This is a genomic window from Cupriavidus sp. C1SS-2L, assembly GCF_057073735.1.
Genome location: NZ_CP172708.1, coordinates 2,046,123 through 2,067,958, shown reverse-complemented (window position 1 = coordinate 2,067,958; position 21,836 = coordinate 2,046,123). Strand labels below are relative to the sequence as shown.

Annotated in this window: 20 protein-coding genes; 16 read left to right on the top strand and 4 right to left on the bottom strand. The window is 65.3% G+C overall.

The genetic code is table 11. From position 1 onward, the window contains the following. The first annotated feature begins 47 nt into the window (after positions 1-47). The 4 genes from ACIGJG_RS09575 (at position 48) to pdeM (ending at position 5,920) form a co-directional block, all read left to right on the top strand. The gene (locus tag ACIGJG_RS09575; RefSeq protein WP_483672272.1) at positions 48-671 is read left to right on the top strand and encodes a hypothetical protein; all 624 of its coding nucleotides are present in this window, start codon (positions 48-50) and stop codon (positions 669-671) included. Next, complete coding sequence (gene guaA / locus ACIGJG_RS09570) at positions 646-2,265, top strand: glutamine-hydrolyzing GMP synthase (protein WP_140949557.1); 1,620 nt, start codon at positions 646-648, stop codon at positions 2,263-2,265. Before ACIGJG_RS09575 ends, guaA begins: the two co-directional genes overlap by 26 nt. A 266-nt stretch (positions 2,266-2,531) precedes the next feature. Then, positions 2,532-5,228, top strand: coding sequence for a ligase-associated DNA damage response DEXH box helicase (locus tag ACIGJG_RS09565; RefSeq protein WP_220630724.1), 2,697 nt, complete (start codon positions 2,532-2,534; stop codon positions 5,226-5,228). Then, complete coding sequence (gene pdeM, locus ACIGJG_RS09560; protein ID WP_140949556.1) at positions 5,225-5,920, top strand: ligase-associated DNA damage response endonuclease PdeM; 696 nt, start codon at positions 5,225-5,227, stop codon at positions 5,918-5,920. The genes ACIGJG_RS09565 and pdeM overlap by 4 nt, the downstream gene beginning before the upstream one ends. A 26-nt stretch (positions 5,921-5,946) precedes the next feature. Here pdeM and ACIGJG_RS09555 read toward each other — a convergent pair whose 3' ends face one another. Then, positions 5,947-6,348 (bottom strand): hypothetical protein, encoded by a 402-nt coding sequence (locus tag ACIGJG_RS09555; protein ID WP_041679619.1) that lies wholly within the window; start codon positions 6,346-6,348, stop codon positions 5,947-5,949. A 185-nt stretch (positions 6,349-6,533) separates the two neighbouring features. On the opposite strand from ACIGJG_RS09555, the gene ACIGJG_RS09550 reads away from it, so the two are divergent. Next, the gene (locus ACIGJG_RS09550; protein ID WP_140949554.1) at positions 6,534-7,040 is read left to right on the top strand and encodes a DUF1993 domain-containing protein; all 507 of its coding nucleotides are present in this window, start codon (positions 6,534-6,536) and stop codon (positions 7,038-7,040) included. Between the two features lie 27 nt (positions 7,041-7,067). On the opposite strand, the gene ACIGJG_RS09545 is transcribed toward ACIGJG_RS09550, so the two are convergent. After that, the gene (locus ACIGJG_RS09545) at positions 7,068-8,273 is read right to left on the bottom strand and encodes an MFS transporter (protein ID WP_011298012.1); all 1,206 of its coding nucleotides are present in this window, start codon (positions 8,271-8,273) and stop codon (positions 7,068-7,070) included. Positions 8,274-8,687: 414 nt separating this feature from the next. Here ACIGJG_RS09545 and queE point away from each other — a divergent pair, with 414 nt between their 5' ends. From queE to ACIGJG_RS09520, 5 genes are all read left to right on the top strand, one after another. Then, entirely contained in the window at positions 8,688-9,323 is a 636-nt protein-coding gene (gene queE, locus ACIGJG_RS09540) for a 7-carboxy-7-deazaguanine synthase (protein ID WP_140949553.1), read from the top strand. 95 nt (positions 9,324-9,418) lie between these two features. Next, the gene (locus ACIGJG_RS09535; RefSeq protein WP_011298010.1) at positions 9,419-9,895 is read left to right on the top strand and encodes a 6-pyruvoyl trahydropterin synthase family protein; all 477 of its coding nucleotides are present in this window, start codon (positions 9,419-9,421) and stop codon (positions 9,893-9,895) included. 7 nt (positions 9,896-9,902) lie between these two features. Beyond that, positions 9,903-10,436 (top strand): tRNA adenosine(34) deaminase TadA, encoded by a 534-nt coding sequence (tadA, locus tag ACIGJG_RS09530; protein ID WP_011298009.1) that lies wholly within the window; start codon positions 9,903-9,905, stop codon positions 10,434-10,436. 24 nt (positions 10,437-10,460) lie between these two features. Beyond that, positions 10,461-11,417, top strand: a complete 957-nt coding sequence (gene ldcA / locus ACIGJG_RS09525) for a muramoyltetrapeptide carboxypeptidase (protein WP_011298008.1) — start codon at positions 10,461-10,463, stop codon at positions 11,415-11,417. Positions 11,418-11,592: 175 nt separating this feature from the next. Then, positions 11,593-13,215, top strand: a complete 1,623-nt coding sequence (locus ACIGJG_RS09520) for an ABC-F family ATPase (protein WP_011298007.1) — start codon at positions 11,593-11,595, stop codon at positions 13,213-13,215. 69 nt (positions 13,216-13,284) lie between these two features. Here ACIGJG_RS09520 and ACIGJG_RS09515 read toward each other — a convergent pair whose 3' ends face one another. Continuing rightward, positions 13,285-13,908: a hypothetical protein gene (locus ACIGJG_RS09515; RefSeq protein ID WP_140949552.1), complete on the bottom strand. Its 624-nt coding sequence runs from the start codon at positions 13,906-13,908 to the stop codon at positions 13,285-13,287. A gap of 188 nt (positions 13,909-14,096) precedes the next feature. On the opposite strand from ACIGJG_RS09515, the gene ACIGJG_RS09510 reads away from it, so the two are divergent. The 4 genes from ACIGJG_RS09510 to ACIGJG_RS09495 all read left to right on the top strand — a co-directional run bounded on the left by ACIGJG_RS09510 (position 14,097) and on the right by ACIGJG_RS09495 (position 19,651). Then, positions 14,097-15,527 carry an aldehyde dehydrogenase family protein gene (locus ACIGJG_RS09510; RefSeq protein ID WP_483672271.1) on the top strand — a complete coding sequence of 477 codons (1,431 nt, stop codon included), beginning with the start codon at positions 14,097-14,099 and terminating at the stop codon, positions 15,525-15,527. A gap of 124 nt (positions 15,528-15,651) precedes the next feature. Continuing rightward, the gene (locus ACIGJG_RS09505; protein ID WP_483672270.1) at positions 15,652-18,141 is read left to right on the top strand and encodes a penicillin acylase family protein; all 2,490 of its coding nucleotides are present in this window, start codon (positions 15,652-15,654) and stop codon (positions 18,139-18,141) included. A gap of 68 nt (positions 18,142-18,209) precedes the next feature. Beyond that, the gene (locus ACIGJG_RS09500) at positions 18,210-18,929 is read left to right on the top strand and encodes a glutamine amidotransferase (protein ID WP_140949549.1); all 720 of its coding nucleotides are present in this window, start codon (positions 18,210-18,212) and stop codon (positions 18,927-18,929) included. Then, positions 18,926-19,651, top strand: coding sequence for an MOSC domain-containing protein (locus ACIGJG_RS09495; RefSeq protein WP_220630720.1), 726 nt, complete (start codon positions 18,926-18,928; stop codon positions 19,649-19,651). The genes ACIGJG_RS09500 and ACIGJG_RS09495 overlap by 4 nt, the downstream gene beginning before the upstream one ends. A gap of 14 nt (positions 19,652-19,665) precedes the next feature. Here the strand turns inward: ACIGJG_RS09495 and ACIGJG_RS09490 are convergent, their stop codons facing one another. Continuing rightward, positions 19,666-19,908: a DUF1289 domain-containing protein gene (locus ACIGJG_RS09490; protein WP_011298001.1), complete on the bottom strand. Its 243-nt coding sequence runs from the start codon at positions 19,906-19,908 to the stop codon at positions 19,666-19,668. A gap of 193 nt (positions 19,909-20,101) precedes the next feature. Here ACIGJG_RS09490 and ACIGJG_RS09485 point away from each other — a divergent pair, with 193 nt between their 5' ends. Both ACIGJG_RS09485 and ACIGJG_RS09480 read left to right on the top strand, forming a co-directional pair. After that, positions 20,102-20,566 (top strand): PaaI family thioesterase, encoded by a 465-nt coding sequence (locus tag ACIGJG_RS09485; RefSeq protein ID WP_140949546.1) that lies wholly within the window; start codon positions 20,102-20,104, stop codon positions 20,564-20,566. 205 nt (positions 20,567-20,771) lie between these two features. Then, positions 20,772-21,713, top strand: a complete 942-nt coding sequence (locus tag ACIGJG_RS09480; RefSeq protein WP_011297999.1) for a LysR family transcriptional regulator — start codon at positions 20,772-20,774, stop codon at positions 21,711-21,713. The last annotated feature ends 123 nt before the right edge of the window (positions 21,714-21,836 follow it).

Sequence of the window (21,836 nt, the reverse complement as noted above, 5' to 3'; positions counted from 1 at the left end):
CCAGGCATCCCGGCAGGCATGTTTGCCGTGCCTGCTGAGGAGCGCTCATGAAGGTACTGCTGCGAGCCGTGCTGTTCTTCGATGCCTTGCTCGATCTGCTGCTCGGTGTGCTGCTGCTGATGTCACCGTTCACCACGCTGTATGCGGCATTGCAGTTGCCGCAGCCGCAACCGGCGCTGTTCGGCCAGTTGCTCGGCGTGGCGCTGATTGGCCTGGCCTGGTTGCTGTGGCACGCCGCCTTCAACGGGCAGATGACGGTGACGGTCGCGCGGACTGTCGGCTACGTCAATCTGGCCAGTGCACTGCTGATCCTCTCCTGGATGATTTTCCTGGAGTTGCCGCTCGAAGGCGCAGGCAAGCTCTGGTTGCCCGTGCTGGCGGTCATGCTGGGCTTTTTTGCGCTGCTCCAGATACCGGCAGCCAAGCGCGTACGCAACCGGGAGCGGCAACTTGAGGCAGAACGTGAGCTGGAGCAGGCCACCAACGCCCACGACCCGCGCAAGCAACCCGGCGCCGCGCGCCGACCGCAAACAACGCAATTCCCCGACAGCCGGCGTGAGCCGGTCATCACGCCGCCGCCCGGCTACGGCCCCGGCACGGAAGTGACAACCGAACCCCAGCCGGAAGATACGCCACACGTCCATCATGCACGACAAAATCCTTATTCTTGATTTCGGTTCGCAGGTCACGCAGCTGATCGCCCGCCGCGTTCGCGAGGCGCACGTCTACTGCGAGATCCACCCGAATGATGTGAGCGACGAATTCGTCCGCGAATACGCGCCCAAGGGCATCATTCTGTCGGGCAGCCACGCGAGCACGTACGAAGACCATCAGCTGCGCGCACCGCAGGCCGTGTGGGATCTGGGCGTGCCCGTGCTGGGCATCTGCTACGGCATGCAGACCATGGCCGTGCAGCTTGGCGGCAAGGTCGAATGGAGCGACCACCGCGAGTTCGGCTACGCCGAGGTGCGCGCCCATGGCCACACCCCGCTGCTCAAGGACATCGAGGATTTCTCCACGGCCGAAGGCCACGGCATGCTCAAGGTCTGGATGAGCCACGGCGACAAGGTCGCCGCGCTGCCGCCGGGCTTCAAGCTGATGGCATCCACGCCGAGCTGCCCGATCGCCGGCATGGCCGACGAGGCGCGTGGCTACTACGCCGTCCAGTTCCACCCGGAAGTCACGCACACTTCGAAGGGCCGCGAGATGATCGAGCGCTTCGTGCTGGGCATCTGCCGCGCCAAGGCAGACTGGGTGATGAAGGACCACATCGAGGAAGCCGTCGCGCTGATCCGCAAGCAGGTCGGTGACGAGGAAGTGATCCTCGGCCTGTCCGGTGGCGTGGATTCCTCGGTGGCCGCCGCGCTGATCCACCGCGCGATCGGCGACCAACTCACCTGTGTGTTCGTCGACCACGGCCTGCTGCGCCTGGACGAAGGCAAGATGGTGATGGACATGTTCGCCGGCCGCCTGCATGCGAAGGTCGTCCACATCGACGCATCGGAACAGTTCCTCGGCCACCTGGCCGGCGTGACCGACCCCGAGCAGAAGCGCAAGATCATCGGTCGCGAATTCGTTGAAGTCTTCCAGGCAGAAGCCAAGAAGCTCAGCAACGCCAAGTGGCTGGCGCAAGGGACGATCTATCCGGATGTGGTCGAGTCGGGCGGTACCAAGACCAAGAAGGCAACCACGATCAAGAGCCACCACAACGTTGGTGGCCTGCCCGAGACGCTGGGCCTGAAGCTGCTGGAGCCGCTGCGCGACCTGTTCAAGGACGAAGTCCGCGAACTGGGTGTGGCGCTCGGCCTGCCGCCCGAAATGGTGTACCGCCATCCGTTCCCGGGCCCGGGCCTCGGCGTGCGTATCCTCGGCGAAGTCAAGCGCGACTACGCCGATCTGCTGCGCCGTGCCGATGCGATTTTCATCGAGGAACTGCGCAAGACCATCGCGACCGAGCAGGACGCAGCCGCCGGCCTGTGCGAGCCGCAGCAGGTGGGCAAGAGCTGGTATGACCTGACCAGCCAGGCGTTCGCCGTATTCCTGCCGGTGAAGTCCGTCGGTGTGATGGGCGATGGCCGGACCTATGACTACGTCGTCGCGCTGCGTGCGGTGCAGACTACGGACTTCATGACGGCGCACTGGGCGCATCTGCCGTATTCGTTGCTCGGTCGATGCTCGAACCGCATCATCAATGAAGTCCGGGGTCTGAACCGGGTCGTTTATGACGTGTCGGGGAAGCCGCCTGCGACGATCGAGTGGGAGTGAGTTGACGTCGTCTGAAGTCAATTGCTGACTATCGGCAATGCCAAGAAACCCGCGAAATATCGCGGGTTTCGTCTTTCTGGCTATCGACCTTCATGGTTGTTTCGAGGTTGGCAGTGAGCTTTGTATGGACTTGGAGCGGGCGGAGGTGTCGGAATACGCCGACAAGCGAACGGGACGTCTCCGACTGACGGAGGCGAAGGAGCCGACTACGCTCCACAATACCGGGTGGCCGGCAAGCTTCCCACCACGTCGCGCGAGGTTGCTCCATGAGCGCACGTCGCTCCACTAAAGCCACGGCGGGTGCTCCCCTCACATCCGCTCCGCCGGTGGCGCGCAAACTGCCCGATCTGTTTGCAGCCCGTCACTGGCAGCCGTTTGACTTCCAGCGCGCGGTATGGGAGGCCATTGGCCGAGGCCAAAGCGGCCTGTTGCACGCCACCACCGGCACAGGCAAGACCTATGCCGCATGGCTGGGTGCGTTGCTGGCATTTGCCAGGGCGCCATCCCGCCCCGGCGCGCCGCCGCCTCCGCTGACCGTGCTCTGGCTGACGCCGATGCGCGCGCTCGCCGCGGATACCACGCGTGCGCTGATTGCACCGCTTGGCGAACTCGGCCTCGACTGGGCCGTCGGGCTTCGCACCGGCGATACCAGCAGCAGCGAGCGCGCAGCGCAGGCACGCCGGTTGCCGACCGCATTAGTGACCACCCCGGAAAGCCTGTCGCTGCTCCTGACGCGTGCCGATGCGCGTGAGACGCTCAGAAGCGTGCGGCTGGTCGTGGTCGACGAATGGCACGAACTGATTGGCAGCAAGCGCGGGGTGCAGGTGCAACTGGCATTGGCACGACTGCACCGATGGCAGCCAGATCTGTGCGTGTGGGGCTTGTCCGCGACGCTTGGCAACCTGGACCATGCGCGTGATGTGCTGCTGGCCGGTGTCTCGCCGGAACGGCGGGTACTGGTGCATGGCCATACGCCAAAGACACTGATCATCGACACGCTGCTGCCGGACGCCGCCAGCCGTTTTCCATGGGCGGGGCACCTTGGTCTGTCGATGCTGCCTCACGTGGTGCGGGAACTGGAAGCCAGCGGCACGACGCTCGTCTTTCTCAATACGCGATCGCAGGCGGAGTTGTGGTACCAGGCACTGCTCGATGCGAAGCCCGAGTGGGCGGGACTGATCGCGTTGCATCATGGGTCGCTGGACCGAGCTGTACGCGAATGGGTCGAACAGAACCTCAAGAACGGCGCGCTGCGGGCCGTGGTGTGTACTTCGAGCCTGGATCTCGGTGTGGACTTCCTGCCCGTGGAGCGCGTGCTGCAGATCGGATCGCCCAAGGGCGTAGCCCGGCTGCTGCAGCGCGCAGGGCGATCGGGACACGCTCCCGGCCGGGCCTCGCGCGTGACCGTGGTGCCCACGCACAGCCTGGAACTCGTGGAGGCGGTTGCCGCGCGCCAAGCCGCGCTGGCTGGGCGGATCGAGGCGCGCGATTCGCCGGATAAGCCGCTCGACGTGCTCGTCCAGCACTTGGTCACGGTGGCACTCGGCGGAGGCTTCCGTGCAAGCGAGCTGCTGGCGGAAGTGCGCACCACATGGGCCTACCGCGCGCTGACCGACGAGGAATGGCAGTGGTGCCTGGCTTTTGTGCGCGATGGCGGCGGAACGTTGTCGGCGTATCCCGACTATCGTCGCGCAATGCCTGACGAGGACGGCGTCTGGCGGGTTCCCGACGCCCGGCTTGCGCGCAGGCACCGGATGAGCGTGGGCACGATTGTCAGTGAGACGACGATGCAGGTGCGCTACTGGACCCGGGCGGGGAGCGGCGGGGCGTCGCTGGGCACAGTCGAGGAAGGCTTTATTGCGCGACTTGCGCCGGGCGACTGCTTTCTGTTCGGCGGGCGCCTGCTGGAACTGGTGCGCACACAGGAGATGACCGCCTACGTACGCCGTGCCACGGGCAAGCGGCCAGCGGTACCTCGGTGGAACGGTGGCAAGATGCCCCTTTCCACCGAACTCGCCGACGCCGTTGTCACGACGCTTGACGCGGTGCAGGCGGGCCGGCTGGATCCGTCCACCACGCCGGAGTTGCCGCTGATCCAGCCGCTGGTGGAGCTTCAGATGCGCTGGTCTGCGCTGCCCACTCCCGAAACGCTGCTCGCGGAAACGCTGCATTCGCGCGAAGGGTGGCATCTTTTTCTCTATCCATTTGCGGGACGGTCCGTGCATCTCGGACTGGGCAGCCTCCTGGCGTGGCGGCTGGGGCAGAAGGTGCCGGCCACGTTCTCGGTCGCCGTCAACGACTACGGTCTGGAATTGCTGGCGTCCGCACCCCTCGACTGGAGTCAGTGGTTGCCGCAGGTGCTGGCGGAAGAACGCCATCGCGATCTGGCCGCCGATGTGTTGGGCAGCCTGAACGCAGGCGAACTGTCGTTGCGCCGCTTCCGCGAGATCGCGCGCGTTGCGGGGCTGGTGTTCCAGGGCTATCCCGGCGCGGCAAAGAGTGCGCGGCAATTGCAGGCCTCGTCGAGCCTGTTCTATGAAGTCTTTCGCAAGTACGACCCCGGCAATCTTCTGCTCGGCCAGGCTGAACGCGAGGTGCTGATGCAGGAACTGGATGCGCACCGGCTGGCCACCACGCTGGCGCGGCTGGCGACAATGCGGCTGGACTTGCACGTGCTGGAGCGGCCATCGCCGCTGGCATTCCCGCTGATCGTAGAGTTCCTGCGCGAAAAGCTCAGTACCGAAAAGCTCGCCGACCGCATCGCCCGGATGCTCGCCGACCTGGAGCGGGCGGCGGGGCCCGCACCTGACTACACGGGGCCCATGCATGACATGCAATCAGGGGCCGACGCGGCTTGGGTCGCGGCGCAAGCGCGCTTTGGCATGGCGGATCACGCCGGACCGGCAGGCCCGCGCAAGCCCCGACGGGCGCGCAAGCCATCGCGGCCGTTACCGCTGCTATGACTCGGATCCGAGACATCAACCCGGTGGCGATGGGAGCCCACGTCGTGCACGTGGCCGGCGAAACGCTGTGGTTGCTGCCCGAGCATGCGGTGTGGTGGCCCGCCGGCGGCATGCTGCTCGTCGCGGATGTCCACATCGGCAAAGGCGCGGCGTTCCGTGCGCTGGGGCAGCCGGTGCCCCACGGGACCACGACAGACAACCTGGCCCGGCTGCGCGCGCTGGTGCTGCGCTATCCGGCGGATGAGCTGGTCTTTCTCGGGGACTTTCTGCACGCCCGCGCCGCGCATACTGCGGGAGTGCTTGTGGCGCTGCATGATTGGCGTCGATCTCTGCCGCAGCGCTTGCGCTGCACGCTGGTACGCGGGAACCACGACGCACATGCCGGCGATCCGCCTCCCGAACTGGGAATCATGGTCGTCACGGAGCCATTTGCCGCGGGGCCATTCGCCTTGTGCCACATGCCGGGCGCTTCGCCGCAAGGGTTTGTGCTGGCAGGGCATCTGCATCCGGCTTGTGTGCTGCGTGGTGCCGGCGGCGATACGTTGCGGCTGCCGTGCTTCGTGTTCGGCGCACAATGCGCAATCCTGCCGGCGTTTGGCGCGTTCACAGGCCACACCACCATCCGGGCACAACCGGGGGAGCAGTACTACGTAGTCGGGGACGGCCGTGTATGGCCCGTGCCGGCCAGGTAAGGGCCAGGTAAGGGCCAGGCCCCAGTTCAGGCGCCACCCAGCAGATCCTGCTCATCCAGCAGCGCGTAAGCAATCTCGGGCGTCGTCTCCATCGCCCTGCGGATCGCCGCGGGAATCGCCTGCTTCGTCTTTCTGCAGAGTCCCGGCTGGTCTTCCAGCTGGATGTTGATCCCCCGCAGCGTGCGCACGCCATTGGCACTCGGCGTGATGGTCAGGACGATGCCCAACTGGGCCTGCAACCGGTCACCCACGTGCCGCAGGTCTGCCAGGCTCGTCACGCTTTCCAGGCGCGCCACCAGGCGTTTTTCTTCCTCGCGAGTCAGGCGCAATACGCGGATGTCGGCGTTGGGATCGGCAAGCAACGCTTCCCTGCGGCAGGTGCAGGCGCCGGGTGGGCACTCCGTGCGGATGGGGAAGGGCGCGTTCATCGGGGGCTGGCATGTCGGGCCCGTGCTGGGCCGGTAGCGGGATATCTTAAATCACGACGCGGGGCCGGAGGCAATGGACCGACAGCACGATATGCGGATTCGATTTATGCTGCCGCTGGCGGCGCAGCGCCGTCTCGCCACCAGGAACAGAGCCAACCCCACACGCGACCATGCCAGGAGACCACATGGCCCTCTCGATGTATGACGTATCCATCCCCGCGTTCATTCGCGCATTGACCAACCTGTCCGCGATCCTGGAAAAAGGGGCGGCGCATGCGCAGGCGCAGGGCACGGATCCGGCCGACCTGATCCAGACGCGCCTGATTGCCGACATGGACACGCTGGCGGCCCAGGTGCAGCGCGCCAGTGATGCGGCGAAGGGCTGTGCGGCACGGCTCGCCGGCATCGACAATCCGTCCATGGCCGATACCGAAGCGACCTTTCCGGAGCTGCAGCAGCGCATTATCAAGACGATCGACTTCCTGAAGTCCGTCCGTCCCGAGCTGCTTGATGGCAGCGAGACGCGGACGATTGAGCTGAAGCTGCGGCAGGGCGCCATCACCTTCGATGGCAAGAGCTATCTGTTGGGCTTTGCGCTGCCGAACTTCTATTTCCACATCACGACTGCCTACGACATCCTGCGCCACAAGGGCGTGCAGATCGGCAAGATGGACTATCTCGGCACGCGTTGAGCGTGCCGGTCCCGGCAGCGCCGGGGCTCAGTGCATCGCGGCGCCTGCAGGCAGGCTGCCGCGTGCATCGAAGCCGGCTGCGCGGTCCAGCCGGCCGCTCAGCTCAGTCAGGCCCAGTGCAACCAGCACGACGAGCGCGCCGATCCATGGCGTATGCATCAGCCCCAGGTGGGTCACGATGAGACCACCGGCCCACGCCGCCCCGGCAATGCCAAGGTTGAAGGCCGCGATGTTCAGGCCGGATGCGACGTCGACAGCATGCGGTGTGTGTCGCTCCGCCTGCTTGACGACGTAGACCTGCAGGCCCGGCACATTGCCGAAGGCCACGGCGCCCCAGGCCAGTACCGTCGCCACGACGAGCCACGGGTGCGGTGCGGTGAAGGTCAGCACGAACAGCACCGCCGCCAGCAGCAGGAACACGAGGCGCAGCGCAGCGATCGGACCATGGCGGTCAGCAAGGCGGCCGCCCCAGATATTGCCCACGGCCACGGACACGCCGTACACGAGCATCACCAGCCCGACTGCGTTGGCGCTGAACCCCGAGACGTCCTGCAGGATGGGCGCCAGGAACGTGAACGGGATGAACGAGCCGCCATAGCCGATCGCGGTCTTCGCGTAGACGAGCAGCAACCTCGGCTCGGCCAGCACGCGCGCCTGCTGGAGCAATGAGGCCGGCTGCGTATGCCGGATCGACGACGGCACGAACAGCAGGCTGCCCACGAAGGCGATTGCGCCAAGTCCGGAGACGGCCAGGAATGTCTCGCGCCAGCCGAAATGCTGGCCGATGAACGTGCCCAGCGGGACACCCGTTACCAGTGCGACGGTCAGGCCGGTGAACATGATGGCAATCGCGCTGGCGGCCTTCTCCTTCGGCACGAGGCCGGTGGCGATGGTCGAGCCGATCGAGAAGAATACGCCATGCGCCAGACCGGTCAGGATCCGTGCGACGACCAGCGACTCATAGCTGGGCGCTTTCCATGCAAGCAGGTTGCCGAGCGTGAACAGCGCCATCAGTGACAGCAGCAGCGTCTTGCGTGGCAAGCGGCCGGTCAGCGCCGTCAGTACGGGTGCGCCGACGGCCACGCCGAGCGCATACAGGCTGACCAGCAGGCCCGCCGATGGCAGGCTGATGTGCAGGTCCGCGGCAATGGTGGGAATCAGCCCGACGATGACGAATTCCGTCGTGCCGATGGCGAATGCGCTGATGGTTAGCGCTAACAGGGCAATGGGCATGTCTGCCTCCGAAAAGTGGATGGCGGCAGTGTGCCCGCATTATCTTTGCGGATTAAGGTGGTGATCGACAGAAGATATTTGAATTGAATTCAAGAATGTGTGATCGGGCTGGCCGGTCAAACGTTGAGCAACGGAAGCCGGGGTGTGATGACATCTGCCTTCGCGCGACGTGCGCGCCAGTCGCCCCATCAGCGAAAACCCTGACACGTCTGGTATACTTGCGCGATGTCTGGCCGCTGCCGGATACAGCCTGCGAGAGGCTACGCGGAGCATCGCCCCGATCGACTGCCGGTGGCCGTTTTACCTCATGCCATCTCTGATCCGGAGTCCTGGCCTCGCTCTCCCGACCCATGAAAGACTGGCCGCCATCGGCCGCTGAAACCATTGCGTTCCTGACCGGAGCGCGCGCAAAGCATGACTTACGCCGTCAAGGAAATCTTCTATACGCTGCAGGGCGAAGGCGCCAACGCTGGCCGTGCCGCGGTGTTCTGCCGTTTTGCCGGCTGCAACCTGTGGAGCGGGCGCGAAGAGGACCGGGCGACGGCGGTATGCCAGTTCTGTGACACGGACTTCGTGGGCACCGATGGCACGCGCGGCGGCAAGTACCGTACCGCTGAGGAGCTGGCTGCGGCAGTCGCCTCCGAATGGCCGCAGGGCGCCGGCGGCAAGCCGCTGGTGGTATGCACGGGTGGCGAGCCGCTGCTGCAACTCGATGCGCCGCTGATCGACGCGCTGCACGCGCAGGGCTTCGAGATCGCGATCGAAACCAACGGCACCATCAAGGTGCCGCCGGGCATCGACTGGGTCTGCGTGAGCCCGAAGATGGGGTCCGAATTGGTGGTAAGGAAGGGCGACGAGCTGAAGGTGGTGATCCCCCAGGTCGGCCAGGACTTTGCCGCATATGAGCAGCTGGATTTCCAGTATTTCCTGGTGCAGGCCATGGACGGCCCGCTGGCCCGCGAAAATACCGCCGCCGCCGTGGCGTTTTGCCAGCGGCATCCGCGCTGGCGGCTGTCGCTGCAGACCCACAAGCTGCTCGGCATCCGCTGATTGCTGTCGCGCAGGTCGCACCTCGGCGACAATAGCGCCGCGGACCCCGGCACGAAGCCCATTCAACGCAGGCCGCCTAGCATGCGCCCGTACTCATGAGCAAACAAGTTTCCATTACCCGCCGGCTGGAATTCGATTCCGGCCACCGCATCCCGAACCACTGCGGCCAATGCCGCAATATCCACGGCCACCGCTATCGCCTGGACCTGACGCTGTCGGGCGAAGTGCTGCACCGTGAAGGCGCGTCCGACGACGGCATGATTCTGGACTTCGGCGATATCAAGTCGCTGGCGCAGGAGCATCTGGTGTCGAAGTGGGACCACGCGTTCCTGATCTATCGCGGCGACACCGCGCTGCTGAACTTTCTGCAATCGATGGAAGGGCACAAGACTGTGGTGCTCGATGCCATTCCGACCGTCGAGAACCTCGCGCAGATCGCCTTCGACATGCTGGCGCCCGTGTTCAAGGACTGCTTCGGCCATCATCTGCAGCTGACCCGCCTGGTCCTGTTCGAAACGCCGAATTGCTGGGCGGAAGTCACCGCCACGGTCGCGCTGCCGGCGCAGGACTGAGCCGGCGATGACGGATACCCGCACCGCGGACGAGATCGCGCGCGACGAGCGCTACCTGCGCGCCGCCATGGACGAGGCCCGTCTGGCCGAGGCCGCGGGCGAGGTGCCGGTCGGTGCGGTGGTGGTGTGGAACGACGCCATCATCGCGCGCGGCCACAACCTGCCGATCAAGTCGATGGATCCGTCAGCCCATGCCGAAATGCAGGCGCTGCGCGCCGCGGCCCAGGTGCTCGGCAACTACCGCATGCCGGAGTGCGAACTGTATGTGACGCTGGAACCTTGCGCGATGTGCAGCGGCGCGATCCTCCATGCGCGCCTGCGCCATGTGGTGTTCGGTGCGTCGGACCCGAAGACCGGCGCCGCCGGTAGCGTAGTGAACCTGTTCGAGCAGGCACAACTGAACCACCAGACCACCATTACGGGCGGAGTGCTCGCGGACGAGTGCGGGCAGATGCTGAAGGACTTCTTCGGTGCCCGGCGCCGCGCGCAGAAGGCGGCGCAACTCGCTGCCCGGACGCTGTCCGATCCCGAACAATCCTGATCCCCCGCACGATCACGAATCCGCATGAGCACACCGAGCCCCAAGCCGCATACCGAAGTTCGCCTGATCGCGTCGTCCGGCTACCCGCACGATGTCGCCATTGCGGCGCGCGGCTGTGCGTGGCTCAAGTCGCACGGGTATCACACGACCAACCCCGATGTGCTGGCGCGGCGCTACCTGCGCTTCGGCGGTACCGATGCGGAACGGCTTTCGGACCTGCATGCGATCGGCACCGGTGCGCCGCATGAACTGACGCTGGCCGTACGCGGCGGCTACGGCATTGCGCGACTGCTGGACCGGCTGGATTTCGCGCAGATTGCCGAACAGGCGCGCGCAACCGCCACGCCCATCGTCGGTCACAGCGACTTCACGGCGTTCCAGCTCGCCTATCTGGCCGCAACTGGCGGCGTGACGTTTGCCGGCCCGATGCTCCTCGCCGACTTTGGCGCCGACACGGTCGATCCGTTCATGTGGGAGCACTTCGAGGGCGTGCTGCGCGACCCGGCCTACACGGTGACTGTGCTGGCACCGCAAGATGACGGCCAGCCGTTCTCGGGCACGGTCACGGGCACGCTGTGGGGCGGCAACCTGGCCATGCTGTGCAGCCTGCTCGGCACGCCGTTCATGCCGCGGGTGGAAGGCGGCATCTTGTTCCTTGAAGACATCAACGAGCCGCCTTACCGCGTGGAGCGCATGTTGCTGCAATTGTTCCAGGCCGGCGTGCTTGGTACGCAGCGCGCGATCATCCTTGGAGATTTCTCCAACTACCGCGTGACGGATTACGACAATGGCTACGACATGGACGCCGTCGTTGCTTATCTGCGCGACCAGTTGCACGTGCCGGTGCTGACAGGCCTGCCGTTCGGTCACTGCGCGCGCAAGCTGACGCTGCCGGTCGGTGGGCACGCGCAGCTCACTGCAAGTGCGGAAGGCTTCACGCTGGTCATGTCAGGCTATCCGGTGCTTCCGCCGCTGGCCTGACAGCATGTGCCGCCGTGCCATCCGGTCGCCGGAAAGGCAGGCGGATGGTAAAATAATCGGTTATTTCCCCATTTCCTGCCGGGTTCTCCCATGAACCGGGGCGCATCGACGGCGCACCGTTCCGGCAAGCCAGGCGCACAGGCGCCATACCCCGTTTCCAGACAAGGTTCCAGACGTGCTTTCTACCGCAAACATCACCATGCAGTTCGGCCCCAAGCCGTTGTTCGAGAATATCTCGGTCAAGTTCGGCGAGGGCAACCGCTACGGCCTGATCGGCGCGAACGGCTGCGGCAAGTCCACCTTCATGAAGATCCTGGGCGGCGATCTCGAATCGTCCGCAGGCAACGTCATGCTGGAACCGGGCATCCGCCTGGGCAAACTGCGCCAGGACCAGTTCGCGTATGAAGACATGCGCGTGCTGGACGTCGTCATGATGGGCCACACCGAGATGTGGGCCGCCGCGCAGGAGCGCGACGCGATCTACGCCAACCCGGAAGCGACCGACGAAGACTACATGAAGGCCGCGGAGCTCGAGGCCAAGTACGCCGAGTACGACGGCTACACGGCCGAAGCGCGCGCCGGTGAACTGCTGCTGGGCGTGGGCATTCCTACCAGCCAGCACCAGGGCCCGATGAGCGATGTCGCCCCCGGCTGGAAGCTGCGCGTGCTGCTGGCGCAGGCACTGTTCTCGAACCCGGACGTGCTGTTGCTCGACGAACCGACCAACAACCTGGACATCAACACGATCCGCTGGCTGGAGACCGTGCTCAACGAGCGCAACTCCACCATGATCATCATTTCCCACGATCGCCACTTCCTGAACTCGGTCTGCACGCACATGGCCGACATGGACTACGGCACGTTGAAGGTCTACCCGGGCAACTACGACGACTACATGGAAGCGTCGATGCAGGCCCGCGAGCGCCAGATGGCCGCCAACGCGCGCGCCAAGGAACGCATCAGCGAACTGCAGGACTTCGTGCGCCGCTTCTCGGCCAACAAGTCGAAGGCCCGCCAGGCGACCTCGCGTGCCAAGCAGATCGAGAAGATCAAGGTCGAGGACATCAAGCCGTCGTCGCGCCAGAACCCGTTCATCCGCTTCGAGTTCGAGAAGAAGCTGCACAATCTTGCCGTGGAAGTCGAAGGCGTCACCAAGACCTACGACCGCAAGATCATCAACAACCTGTCATTGGCGATCCAGGCCGGCGAGCGCGTGGCAATCATCGGCGAGAACGGCGCGGGCAAGACCACGCTGCTGCGCAGCCTGCTGAACGGTGCAGTACAGACCGGCGTGCAGCGCGGTGTCGAGGTGGATCGTGGCACGGTCAAGTGGGCCGAGAACGCCAACGTCGGCTACATGCCGCAGGATACCTACGAGGAATTCCCCGAAGACCGCGACGTGATGGACTGGATGAGCCAGTGGACGCAGGCGGGCGATGACGAAACGTCGCTGCGCGGCACGCTGGGCCGCCTGCTGTTCTCGGCCGATGACATCAGGAAGAACGTCAAGGTGCTATCCGGTGGCGAGAAGGGCCGCATGATCTGGGGCAAGCTGATGCTGGGCCGCCATAACGTGCTGGCGCTGGACGAGCCGACCAACCACATGGACATGGAATCGATCGAGTCGATGCAGATCGCGCTGGACAAGTTTACCGGCACGCTGATCTTCGTTTCGCACGACCGCGAGTTCGTGAGCGGCCTGGCCACGCGCGTGATCGAAGTGCGTACCGATGGCACGCTGACCGATTACCTCGGCACGTATGACGAGTACCTGCAGTCGCAGGGTATCGACGGCTGATCGTCGGGCATCCTGACAGCGCAAAGGCCGCCTCCGGGCGGCCTTTGCGTTTGTTGCGCCAGCGTTTCCTTAGATCCCCTTGTCCGCCTCGATCGCCTCGACGATCTGGTCCAACTGCCCCGTAATGGCTTGCGCGGTGATATCGCCCTTGGCCTTGAGCAACGCCGCATGCAGCGGATCGCGCAAGGCGATCAGCGATGGCAGGTCGGTAGCCTTTTCCACCTTGACCTGCATGAGATAGCCGCGCAGGCCGAGATGCTGGCTGATGACGTCCGTATAGAAGTGGTAGAGCCGCTGGTAGGCCTGGATGGCCGCCGGCGAATGCACGGCGTCTTCGCTGGCAGGCGACAGTGCCGCAACCGGTGCCTGGGCCGCGGGCGCTTCGACGCGCCGCATCGCATACAGCGAGAAGAGATTGCTGTCTTCGGTGGCTGGCGCAGAGGCTTGCGCTGGTGCCTTAGAAGGCGATACCGGAAGAGCCTCAGTCACCGGCTCGACCAGCGACATCTGCACGAGTTGACCAAGCGACTCAGGCCCCACGCCCATGCCGTCGAGCTGCGACAGCAGTTCCTGTTCGCGCCGCTCGCCATTGACGATCAGCAGCAGGGCGCGCAGCTTGTGGTCGAGTTTGCGCGCGCGCGTCTTGATCTCGTCGAGACCCGCTTCGGTCTTGCGGTAAATCGGATTGACCATGTCTCGCTCCTTGTTATGTATCGGCCGCGCGGGCGAGCTCCCCTGAGGCGCGGCCGATTATCGCCATCTGTTGTATCGTGGCTTCGCGGCGCAAAAAACCGCCCGGCGCAATCCGCTCTACAATGTGCGTGCACCATAAAAGTAACAAAAATTGCAACCGCTGATTGACCAATCTGACAACTGTGGCCATGCAACAACGAGACAAACTCTTCATTAACGGCAAATGGGTCAGCCCGCACGGCACGGGGCTGATCGACGTCATTCACTCCACCACCGAAGCGGTCATGGGCCGCATCCCCGAAGGCAGCGCGCGTGACGCGGAAGACGCGATCCAGGCGGCCCGCGCGGCGTTCGACGGCTGGGCTGCCACGCCGCCGGCAGAGCGGGCCGGCTACATCCGCAAGATTGCGGAGGGCCTGAAGGCACGCACCGAGGAACTGGCGCAGCTCATCGCGGGCGAGGTCGGCATGCCGATCAAGCTGGCGCGCGCGATCCAGGTCGGTGGCCCCGTCTACAACTGGGGCCAGGCAGCGAAACTGCTCGAAGGTTTCGATTTCGAGGAAGAGGTCGGCAATTCTCTGGTCGTGCGAGAGCCGGTGGGTGTGGTCGCGGCCATCACGCCGTGGAACTACCCGCTCAATCAGATCACGCTAAAGGTGGCCCCAGCACTGGCGGCCGGCTGCACGGTGGTGCTGAAGCCGTCGGAAGTGGCGCCGCTGAATGCCTTCGTGCTGGCAGAGGTGATCGCGGAGGCGGGCCTGCCGCCTGGTGTGTTCAACCTGGTGACCGGCTATGGCCCGGTGGTTGGCGAAGTGCTGGCCAGCCATCCCGAAGTGGACATGGTGTCGTTCACGGGTTCGACCCGCGCCGGCAAGCGCGTGTCCGAACTGGCCTCGCAATCCGTCAAGCGCGTGGCGTTGGAGCTTGGTGGCAAGTCGGCTTCGGTGATCCTGGATGACGCGGACCTGCCTGCCGCGGTAAAGGGCACCATCAATGCGTGCTTCCTGAACTCTGGCCAGACGTGCTCTGCACATACCCGCATGTTGGTGCCGCGCAGCCGCTATGACGAGGTCAAGGCGATCGCCGCGAAGGTGGTCGAGGGTTTCACCGTTGGCGATCCGCTGCAGGAAACCACCAGGCTTGGACCGCTGATTTCCGCCGTGCAGAAGGACCGCGTGACGGGCTATATCCGTCGCGGTCTGGAAGAGGGCGCCGAGCTGGTGGCGGGCGGCCCGGATGCACCGGCTGGCCTGGAGAAGGGCTTCTTCGTCAAGCCGACGGTGCTTGGCAATGTGGAGCCGCGTGCCACCGTGGCGCAGGAAGAGATCTTCGGGCCGGTGCTGTCGATCATCTGCTACGACACGGAAGAAGACGCCGTGCGTATCGCGAACGACAGCATCTATGGGCTCGGTGGCGGCGTCTGGGCGGGCGATGAGGCGCGCGCGATTCGCGTGGCGCGCCGCATCCGGACCGGGCAGGTCGATATCAACGGCGGCCCGTTCAATATGTCGGCGCCGTTCGGCGGCTACAAGCAGTCCGGCAACGGGCGCGAGGCCGGCAAGTACGGGCTCGAGGAATTCCTCGAGTACAAGTCCCTGCAATTCAAGAAGCCGGCCTGATCGCGAGACCGGCATTCTGGTGCAAAAGCCCTGCATGGCAGCATGCGGGGCTTTTTATTTGGATGCATTCGTGGCGATAATTGCGGCCAAACAATAAGGACGAGTCCTCAAAGGGAGACAACAGATGCGCTGGTTCCGACGCCTGGCCTGGCTGGTGATAGTGCTGTTGCTGGTTTCGGCGGCAGCGCTGGCAGGCGGGTATATCTGGTACCGGCAGGCATCGCAACCGCAGACTGCAGGTACCTTGTCATTGCAGGGGCTGCAGGGTCGCGTCACCATCGTGCGCGATCGCAATGCCGTACCGCATATCCGCGCGGCCTCGCGCCTCGACGCTTACTACGCGATGGGGTTCGTGCACGCGCAGGACCGGTTGTGGCAGATGCAGATGAACAAGCGCATCGTGGCCGGGCGGCTCGCTGAAATCCTCGGGCCGAAGGCGCTCGATACGGACAAGTTCCTGCGCACGCTCGGCGTTCGCCGCAATGCTGATGCCATCTACGCGCAACTCGAACCCGATACGCGCGCGGCCTTGCAAGCGTATGCGGCCGGCGTGAATGCCTATATCGACCAGCGCAAGGGACCGCTGCCGCCCGAATTCCTTCTGCTGCAGACGCGCCCCGAACACTGGGAGCCTGCCGATACACTGGGCTGGCAGACCATGATGGCCTGGGATCTCGGCGGCAACTGGACCCAGGAAACGCTGCGCATGGCGCTGTCGCAAGTCTTGCCGACCGCGCGCATCAGCGAACTGCTCGCACCCTACCCGGGTGAGCGGCCCGTGCGCACGCTCGACTACGGCACTCTGTACCGCCATCTGGCGCCGCTCGCCTCGGCACTGGCCCGCGTCGGCGACATGGCGCCGCCCAGCTATGTGGAGGGCATGGGGTCGAACAACTGGGTCGTTTCGGGTGCGCATACGCAATCGGGCAAGCCGATGCTCGCCAATGATCCGCACCTGGGCCTGCAGGCTCCAGCGCTGTGGTATTTCGCCCATCTGCAGGCGCCGGGGCTGGACGTGGCCGGCGCGACGTTGCCCGGTGCGCCGCTGGTGGTGCTGGGCCACAATGCGCGCATCGCGTGGGGCTTCACCAATACCGCGCCGGACGTGCAAGACCTGTACCTCGAGCGCCTGCAGCCGGGCAGCACCGATAACTACCAGACGCCGGATGGCTGGGCCGCGTTCGTGACGCGTGCCGAGACCATCCATGTCAAAGGCGCGGCCGATGTTGCGCTGACGGTGCGCGAGACGCGCCATGGCCCGGTCATCTCCGATGTGTCGGAACCGGTCGCCAATGCCGCGTCGCCGCTGGGCGCTCGCTATGTCGTCGCGTTTCAGTGGACCGCACTGCGCGCTGACGATCGCACGTTTCAGGCCGGCCTGAAACTGAATGTCGCCACGGACTGGGCCAGCTTCACGCAGGCGCTGCGGGACTTCCATTCGCCGCAACAGAACATGGTCTATGCCGATGTGGACGGCAATATCGGCTTTATCGCGCCGGGTCGGATTCCGCTGCGCCGTGCCGACAACGATCTCAAGGGACTTGCGCCGGCGCCGGGCTGGGACGCGCGCTATGACTGGAACGGCTTTATCCCGTTCGAGCACCTGCCGCGTGCCTACAACCCGCCCAACGGCATCATCGTGACGGCGAACCAGCGCATCGTGGGCACGGACTATCCGTACTTCATCACGAGCGAATGGACCGTGCCGTATCGCTACCAGCGCATCCGGTCGCTGCTCGATGCCACGCCGCGCCATACCTTCGAGTCGTTCGGTGCGATCCAGAAGGATGTGGTGTCGCTTGCCGTGCGCGATATTCTGCCGTTGCTGCTGGCCTCGCCGGTAGCGAGCGACAAATCGCGGCCCGGGCGCGAGCGCGAGTTGTTCGATGCCCTGCGAAAGTGGGACGGCACCATGGATGCCACGTCGGCCGAACCGCTGGTGGTTTCCGCGTGGCTGCGCGAGCTGTCGCGCCGGCTGTTCGAGGACAAGGTCGGTGAGCCCCTGTTCCAGCGCATGTGGGAACAGCGCAACGTGCATCAGCCGATGCTGAATATCCTGCGCAATCCGGCGGGTCCGGGATCGCTGGGCAGCTTCTGGTGCGACAAGCTGGGTACGACCGAGCATGAGTCATGCGCCGCTGCCGTCGCGGATGCGTGGACGCTCGCCATCGCCGACCTGTCGCAGCGCTATGGCGATAACGCCGGCAAGTGGCGCTGGGGCAAGGCACACGCAGCGCGTTCCGAGCACAAGCCATTCGGCAAGCAGCCGTACCTGTCGGGCTTCTTCAACCTGCGCGTGCCCACTGGCGGCGATACGTACACCGTCAACGTCGGCCGCAACAACCTGCGCGACGAGCAGGCGCCGTTCGAGAGCACGCATGCGGCCAGCTTGCGGGCGCTCTATGACTTGTCCGATCTGGATGCCTCGCGTTTCATGGATTCGACCGGGCAATCAGGGAATCCCGTGTCGCCGAACTACCGCGACTGGACCGGCAAGTGGGCCGCCGTTGAATACATCACCATGGCAGGAAAGCAGGAGCCGGTGCGCGAGCCGTTCGATACGCTGGTGCTTGAACCCGCCAAGGTACGCGAAGGGGCTGTACGCGGCAAATAGCCGCGCGCCGGACGTCGCTAGCGGAATGGCGTTACTATTTCGGGCCATTCTTTCGGCAGGAGCCGTGCATGGCAACGTCCACCCCATCGCGTACCACTTACATCATCCAGCACGTCGCTTTCGAGCACGGCGGCGTGATCGCCGAAGCGTTGCGCGCGCGCGGCCATGCCCTGCAGGTGTTCCAGGCGGGCGTGGATGACCTGCAACCCATTGCAGACAATGCTCCGGACCTGCTGCTCGTGCTCGGCGGCCCGATCGGCGTGTACGAGACTGCTGCCTATCCCTGGCTGGAACAGGAAATCGCGCTGATTCGCGCGCGCCTTGCAGCCGGTGGCAAGGTGATCGGGGTTTGCCTTGGTGCGCAGCTGATTGCCGCCGCCTCCGGCGCCCGCGTCTATCCCGGAACCCGCGAGATTGGCTGGGCGCCGATCGTCCCGACGGCACGCGGCCGCGATTCCGCGCTGGCGGAACTCGAGGCTGCCGACTGGGAGGTCCTGCACTGGCACGGCGATACGTTCGATCTGCCAGCAGGCGCCGAACTGCTGGCATCGACGGCGGCCGTCATGAACCAGGCCTACGCCATCGGCAAGCAGGTGCTGGCGCTGCAGTTCCATCCCGAGGTGATGCCACGCGATATCGAAGCCTGGCTGATCGGCCACACCGTGGAACTGGCCAAGGCCGGCATCGATCCGCGCACCATCCGCGCCCGCACGGCCGAGGTTGGCGAGCGTGTGGCGGCAGCAGGACAGCGCATGTTCGCGCGCTGGCTCGATGAGGCCGGCCTGTGAGCCAGACAACCTTGGCGGAACTACCCCAGGTCACGATTGATACGGTGCTGATCGGCCCGGTTCGCCCGTTCGGCCCCAAGGGCATCCCGAGCGGCATCGACAAGCGGCCGCTGACGGAGGCTGTAGCGGTGACTACGCTAGGCCTCGCTGGCGATGGCCGGGGCGATCCGAAGCATCACGGCGGCCCGGAAAAAGCGCTGCATCACTACGCATTCGACCACTATCCGGCGTGGCGGGCCGAGCTTGCAGATATCTCGACGCAGGCCGGCGCGGTCCTGTGGGCGCCAGGCGCTTTTGGCGAGAATCTGAGCAGCAGCGGGCTGACTGAGGCGGACGTCTGCATTGGCGACCGCTTCCGTCTGGGCACGGCATTGGTGGAGCTGTCACAGGCGCGCCAGCCGTGCTGGAAGCTGAACCATCGTTTTGGCCACACGGGCATGTCCCGCGCCGTGCAGGAGAGCCTGCGGACGGGCTGGTACTACCGCGTGATCGAAGAGGGTGAACTGCGCGCTGGCGATGCGCTGACACTGGTCAGCCGGCCGTATCCGGACTGGAGCCTGGCGCGCCTGCTGCGCGTGCTGTACGTGGAACGCCTCGACTTTACGGCGCTGGCGGAGATGGCGGAATTGCCGCCCTTGGCCGAGAACTGGCGCAAGCTCGCGCGCCAGCGGGTGGCGCGGCATGAAGTCGAGGATATGGAGAAGCGCCTGGCCGGTGGCTGATGCTCCCTGCGCGCTCAGCCCTGGCGGAAGCGCCGGGCTGTACCCTCGCGGGTGATGCGTTCCCAGACCACCTGCTTTTCATCCTCGCTCAGGAACACCCAGTTGCTGACCTCGGCCGCCGTGCGTCCGCAGCCCTGGCAGATCTCGTCGAACAGCGTCGAGCAGATGCCGATGCAGGGGCTGTCAGGGCGGTCAGCCAGTCCCGTGGCGTCGGACTGGACGGCGGGCAGGGCGGAATCATGGGGGAAGGACGACATGCAGAAGCGGGAGGAACTGGCAGTCCGGCATTATAAACGGCCAGCCAGGACGTCCCGGGTTTGCATGCGCCCGGAGCGGCAGCATTGGCTGCCAGATAGGGGCCGAATCGTGCCAATTACCTCGGAAGTCATTGAGCGGATACGCCATGCCCGGTACGCTGCCAGCAACCACACCGAACCCAAGGAGCCAGACATGCGTGAAGCCCTAGCCCAGGCCGTTCCTGTCCCCGCCGTGACCCATTCGCGCATGCGCCAGATGGTGAAAGAGGTGCTGATCGGGTCCCCCGTGGCGCGAGCGCTCGGCGTGCAGCTCGATGTGCTGAAGCCGGAACACGTCGAACTGGTGTTGCCTTTCCGTCACGAGAACATCACCGTTGGCAATATGGTCCACGGCGGCGTCATCGCCACGCTGATCGATATCGCGGGTGCCGCCGCGTCGGCATCCGGCGCGGACCCGGAGCACATGAAGGGCGGGGCGACCAACTCGCTGACCGTGCAGTACCTTGCCCCGGCCAACGGTACCAGCCTGCGTGCAGTGGCGACCGTGGTGCGTCGGGGGCGTCGCCAGGTTGTCAGCGACGTGGAAGTGTATGCGGAGGAGCCGGATGCCGGCACGCTGGTGGCGAAGGCGCTGGTGAGCAGCACGATATTTGGATAAGTGCGGCCGCACAGCGACTGCTTCGACTACACCGAACGGCCACTTCAAAAAAGGCCAGTTGGCCTGCCGAGCCGCACGCCCTACGCTTCGCCCCTGCATCGCCAGCAGGCAGCGCAGCGCTCCGGGCTGATGAACGCCGTGCCGCGGCGAGGCGTAATATCCTGCTCATCACACCTGTCCCGACCTCCGACACTTGGGCACATCCATGGGCACATTCAATCGCCTGCACCTGATCCGGCAGATCGACCTGTTCACGCTGCGCCTCTTTCTGTCCGCCGTTGAGGAGCAGCAGATCCAGCGTGCTGCGCTGCGGGAAAACATTGCCGCCTCGACGGCGACCAAACGCATCCAGGACCTTGAGGACATCGCGGGCGTCAAGCTGCTCGAACGCGGCCCGAAAGGCGTGGTGCCCAGTCCAGCCGGCGCGGTGCTGGTGCACTACGCACGCCGCATCTTCGAGAACGTGGAGGACATGCGCTCCGAGATATCGGCCTTCACCGAAGGGATGCGCGGCAAGGTCGTGGTCGCGTCGGCGCGCTCGATCATTGCGCCGTTCCTGGCCCGCGAACTGGGCGACTATGCGCGGGATTTTCCGCTGGTTGAGCTGGCCGTGCGCGAGGTGGAGAACGCCCAGATCCTGGAGGCGGTGTCCCGCAGCGATGCCGACATAGGCGTGTTCGCCATGGCTCACGAACTGGAACTCGGCGGCGTGGATGTCACGCCGTATCGACGCGACCGGCTGGTGGCCGTGGTGCCGCGGTCCCACGCGCTGGGCGCGCGCGAGATCGTCACGTTCGCCGACCTGCTGCCCGAGCGCGTGATTCCGGTCGACGCGATGCTCGGCGCTTTTCGCGTCGCGGCAAAGCGGCTTGGGAAGGAGTTCCAGCCGCTGTTCAGCGTGCGCAGCGCCGGCACGGCGATCAGTCTCGTGCAAGCGGGGCTGGGCGTGACGGTGCAGCCGGAGTGCCTGGTCAGCCATGAACTGTTCGATGACGTGAGCTGCATTCCGCTGGATGAACCGTGGGCCGTGCGCAGCGTCCATATCGCCACGCCGCGCGGCCGTTTGCTGAGTCCGGCCGCCGCCGCGCTGATGAAGCAACTGCTCGAACGTCCCGGCGAACAGGCGCCCGCGCCAGCGCAGGACTGAGCTGACACTGATACCCCGGATTTCCGGACCGCCAGCAAGGCGGGCATTCGTGCCCGCCTTTTTCATTTCGCCCGCACCGAAACGCCGCTTCAAAAATGGCCAGTTGGCCTCGCGGTGGCACGA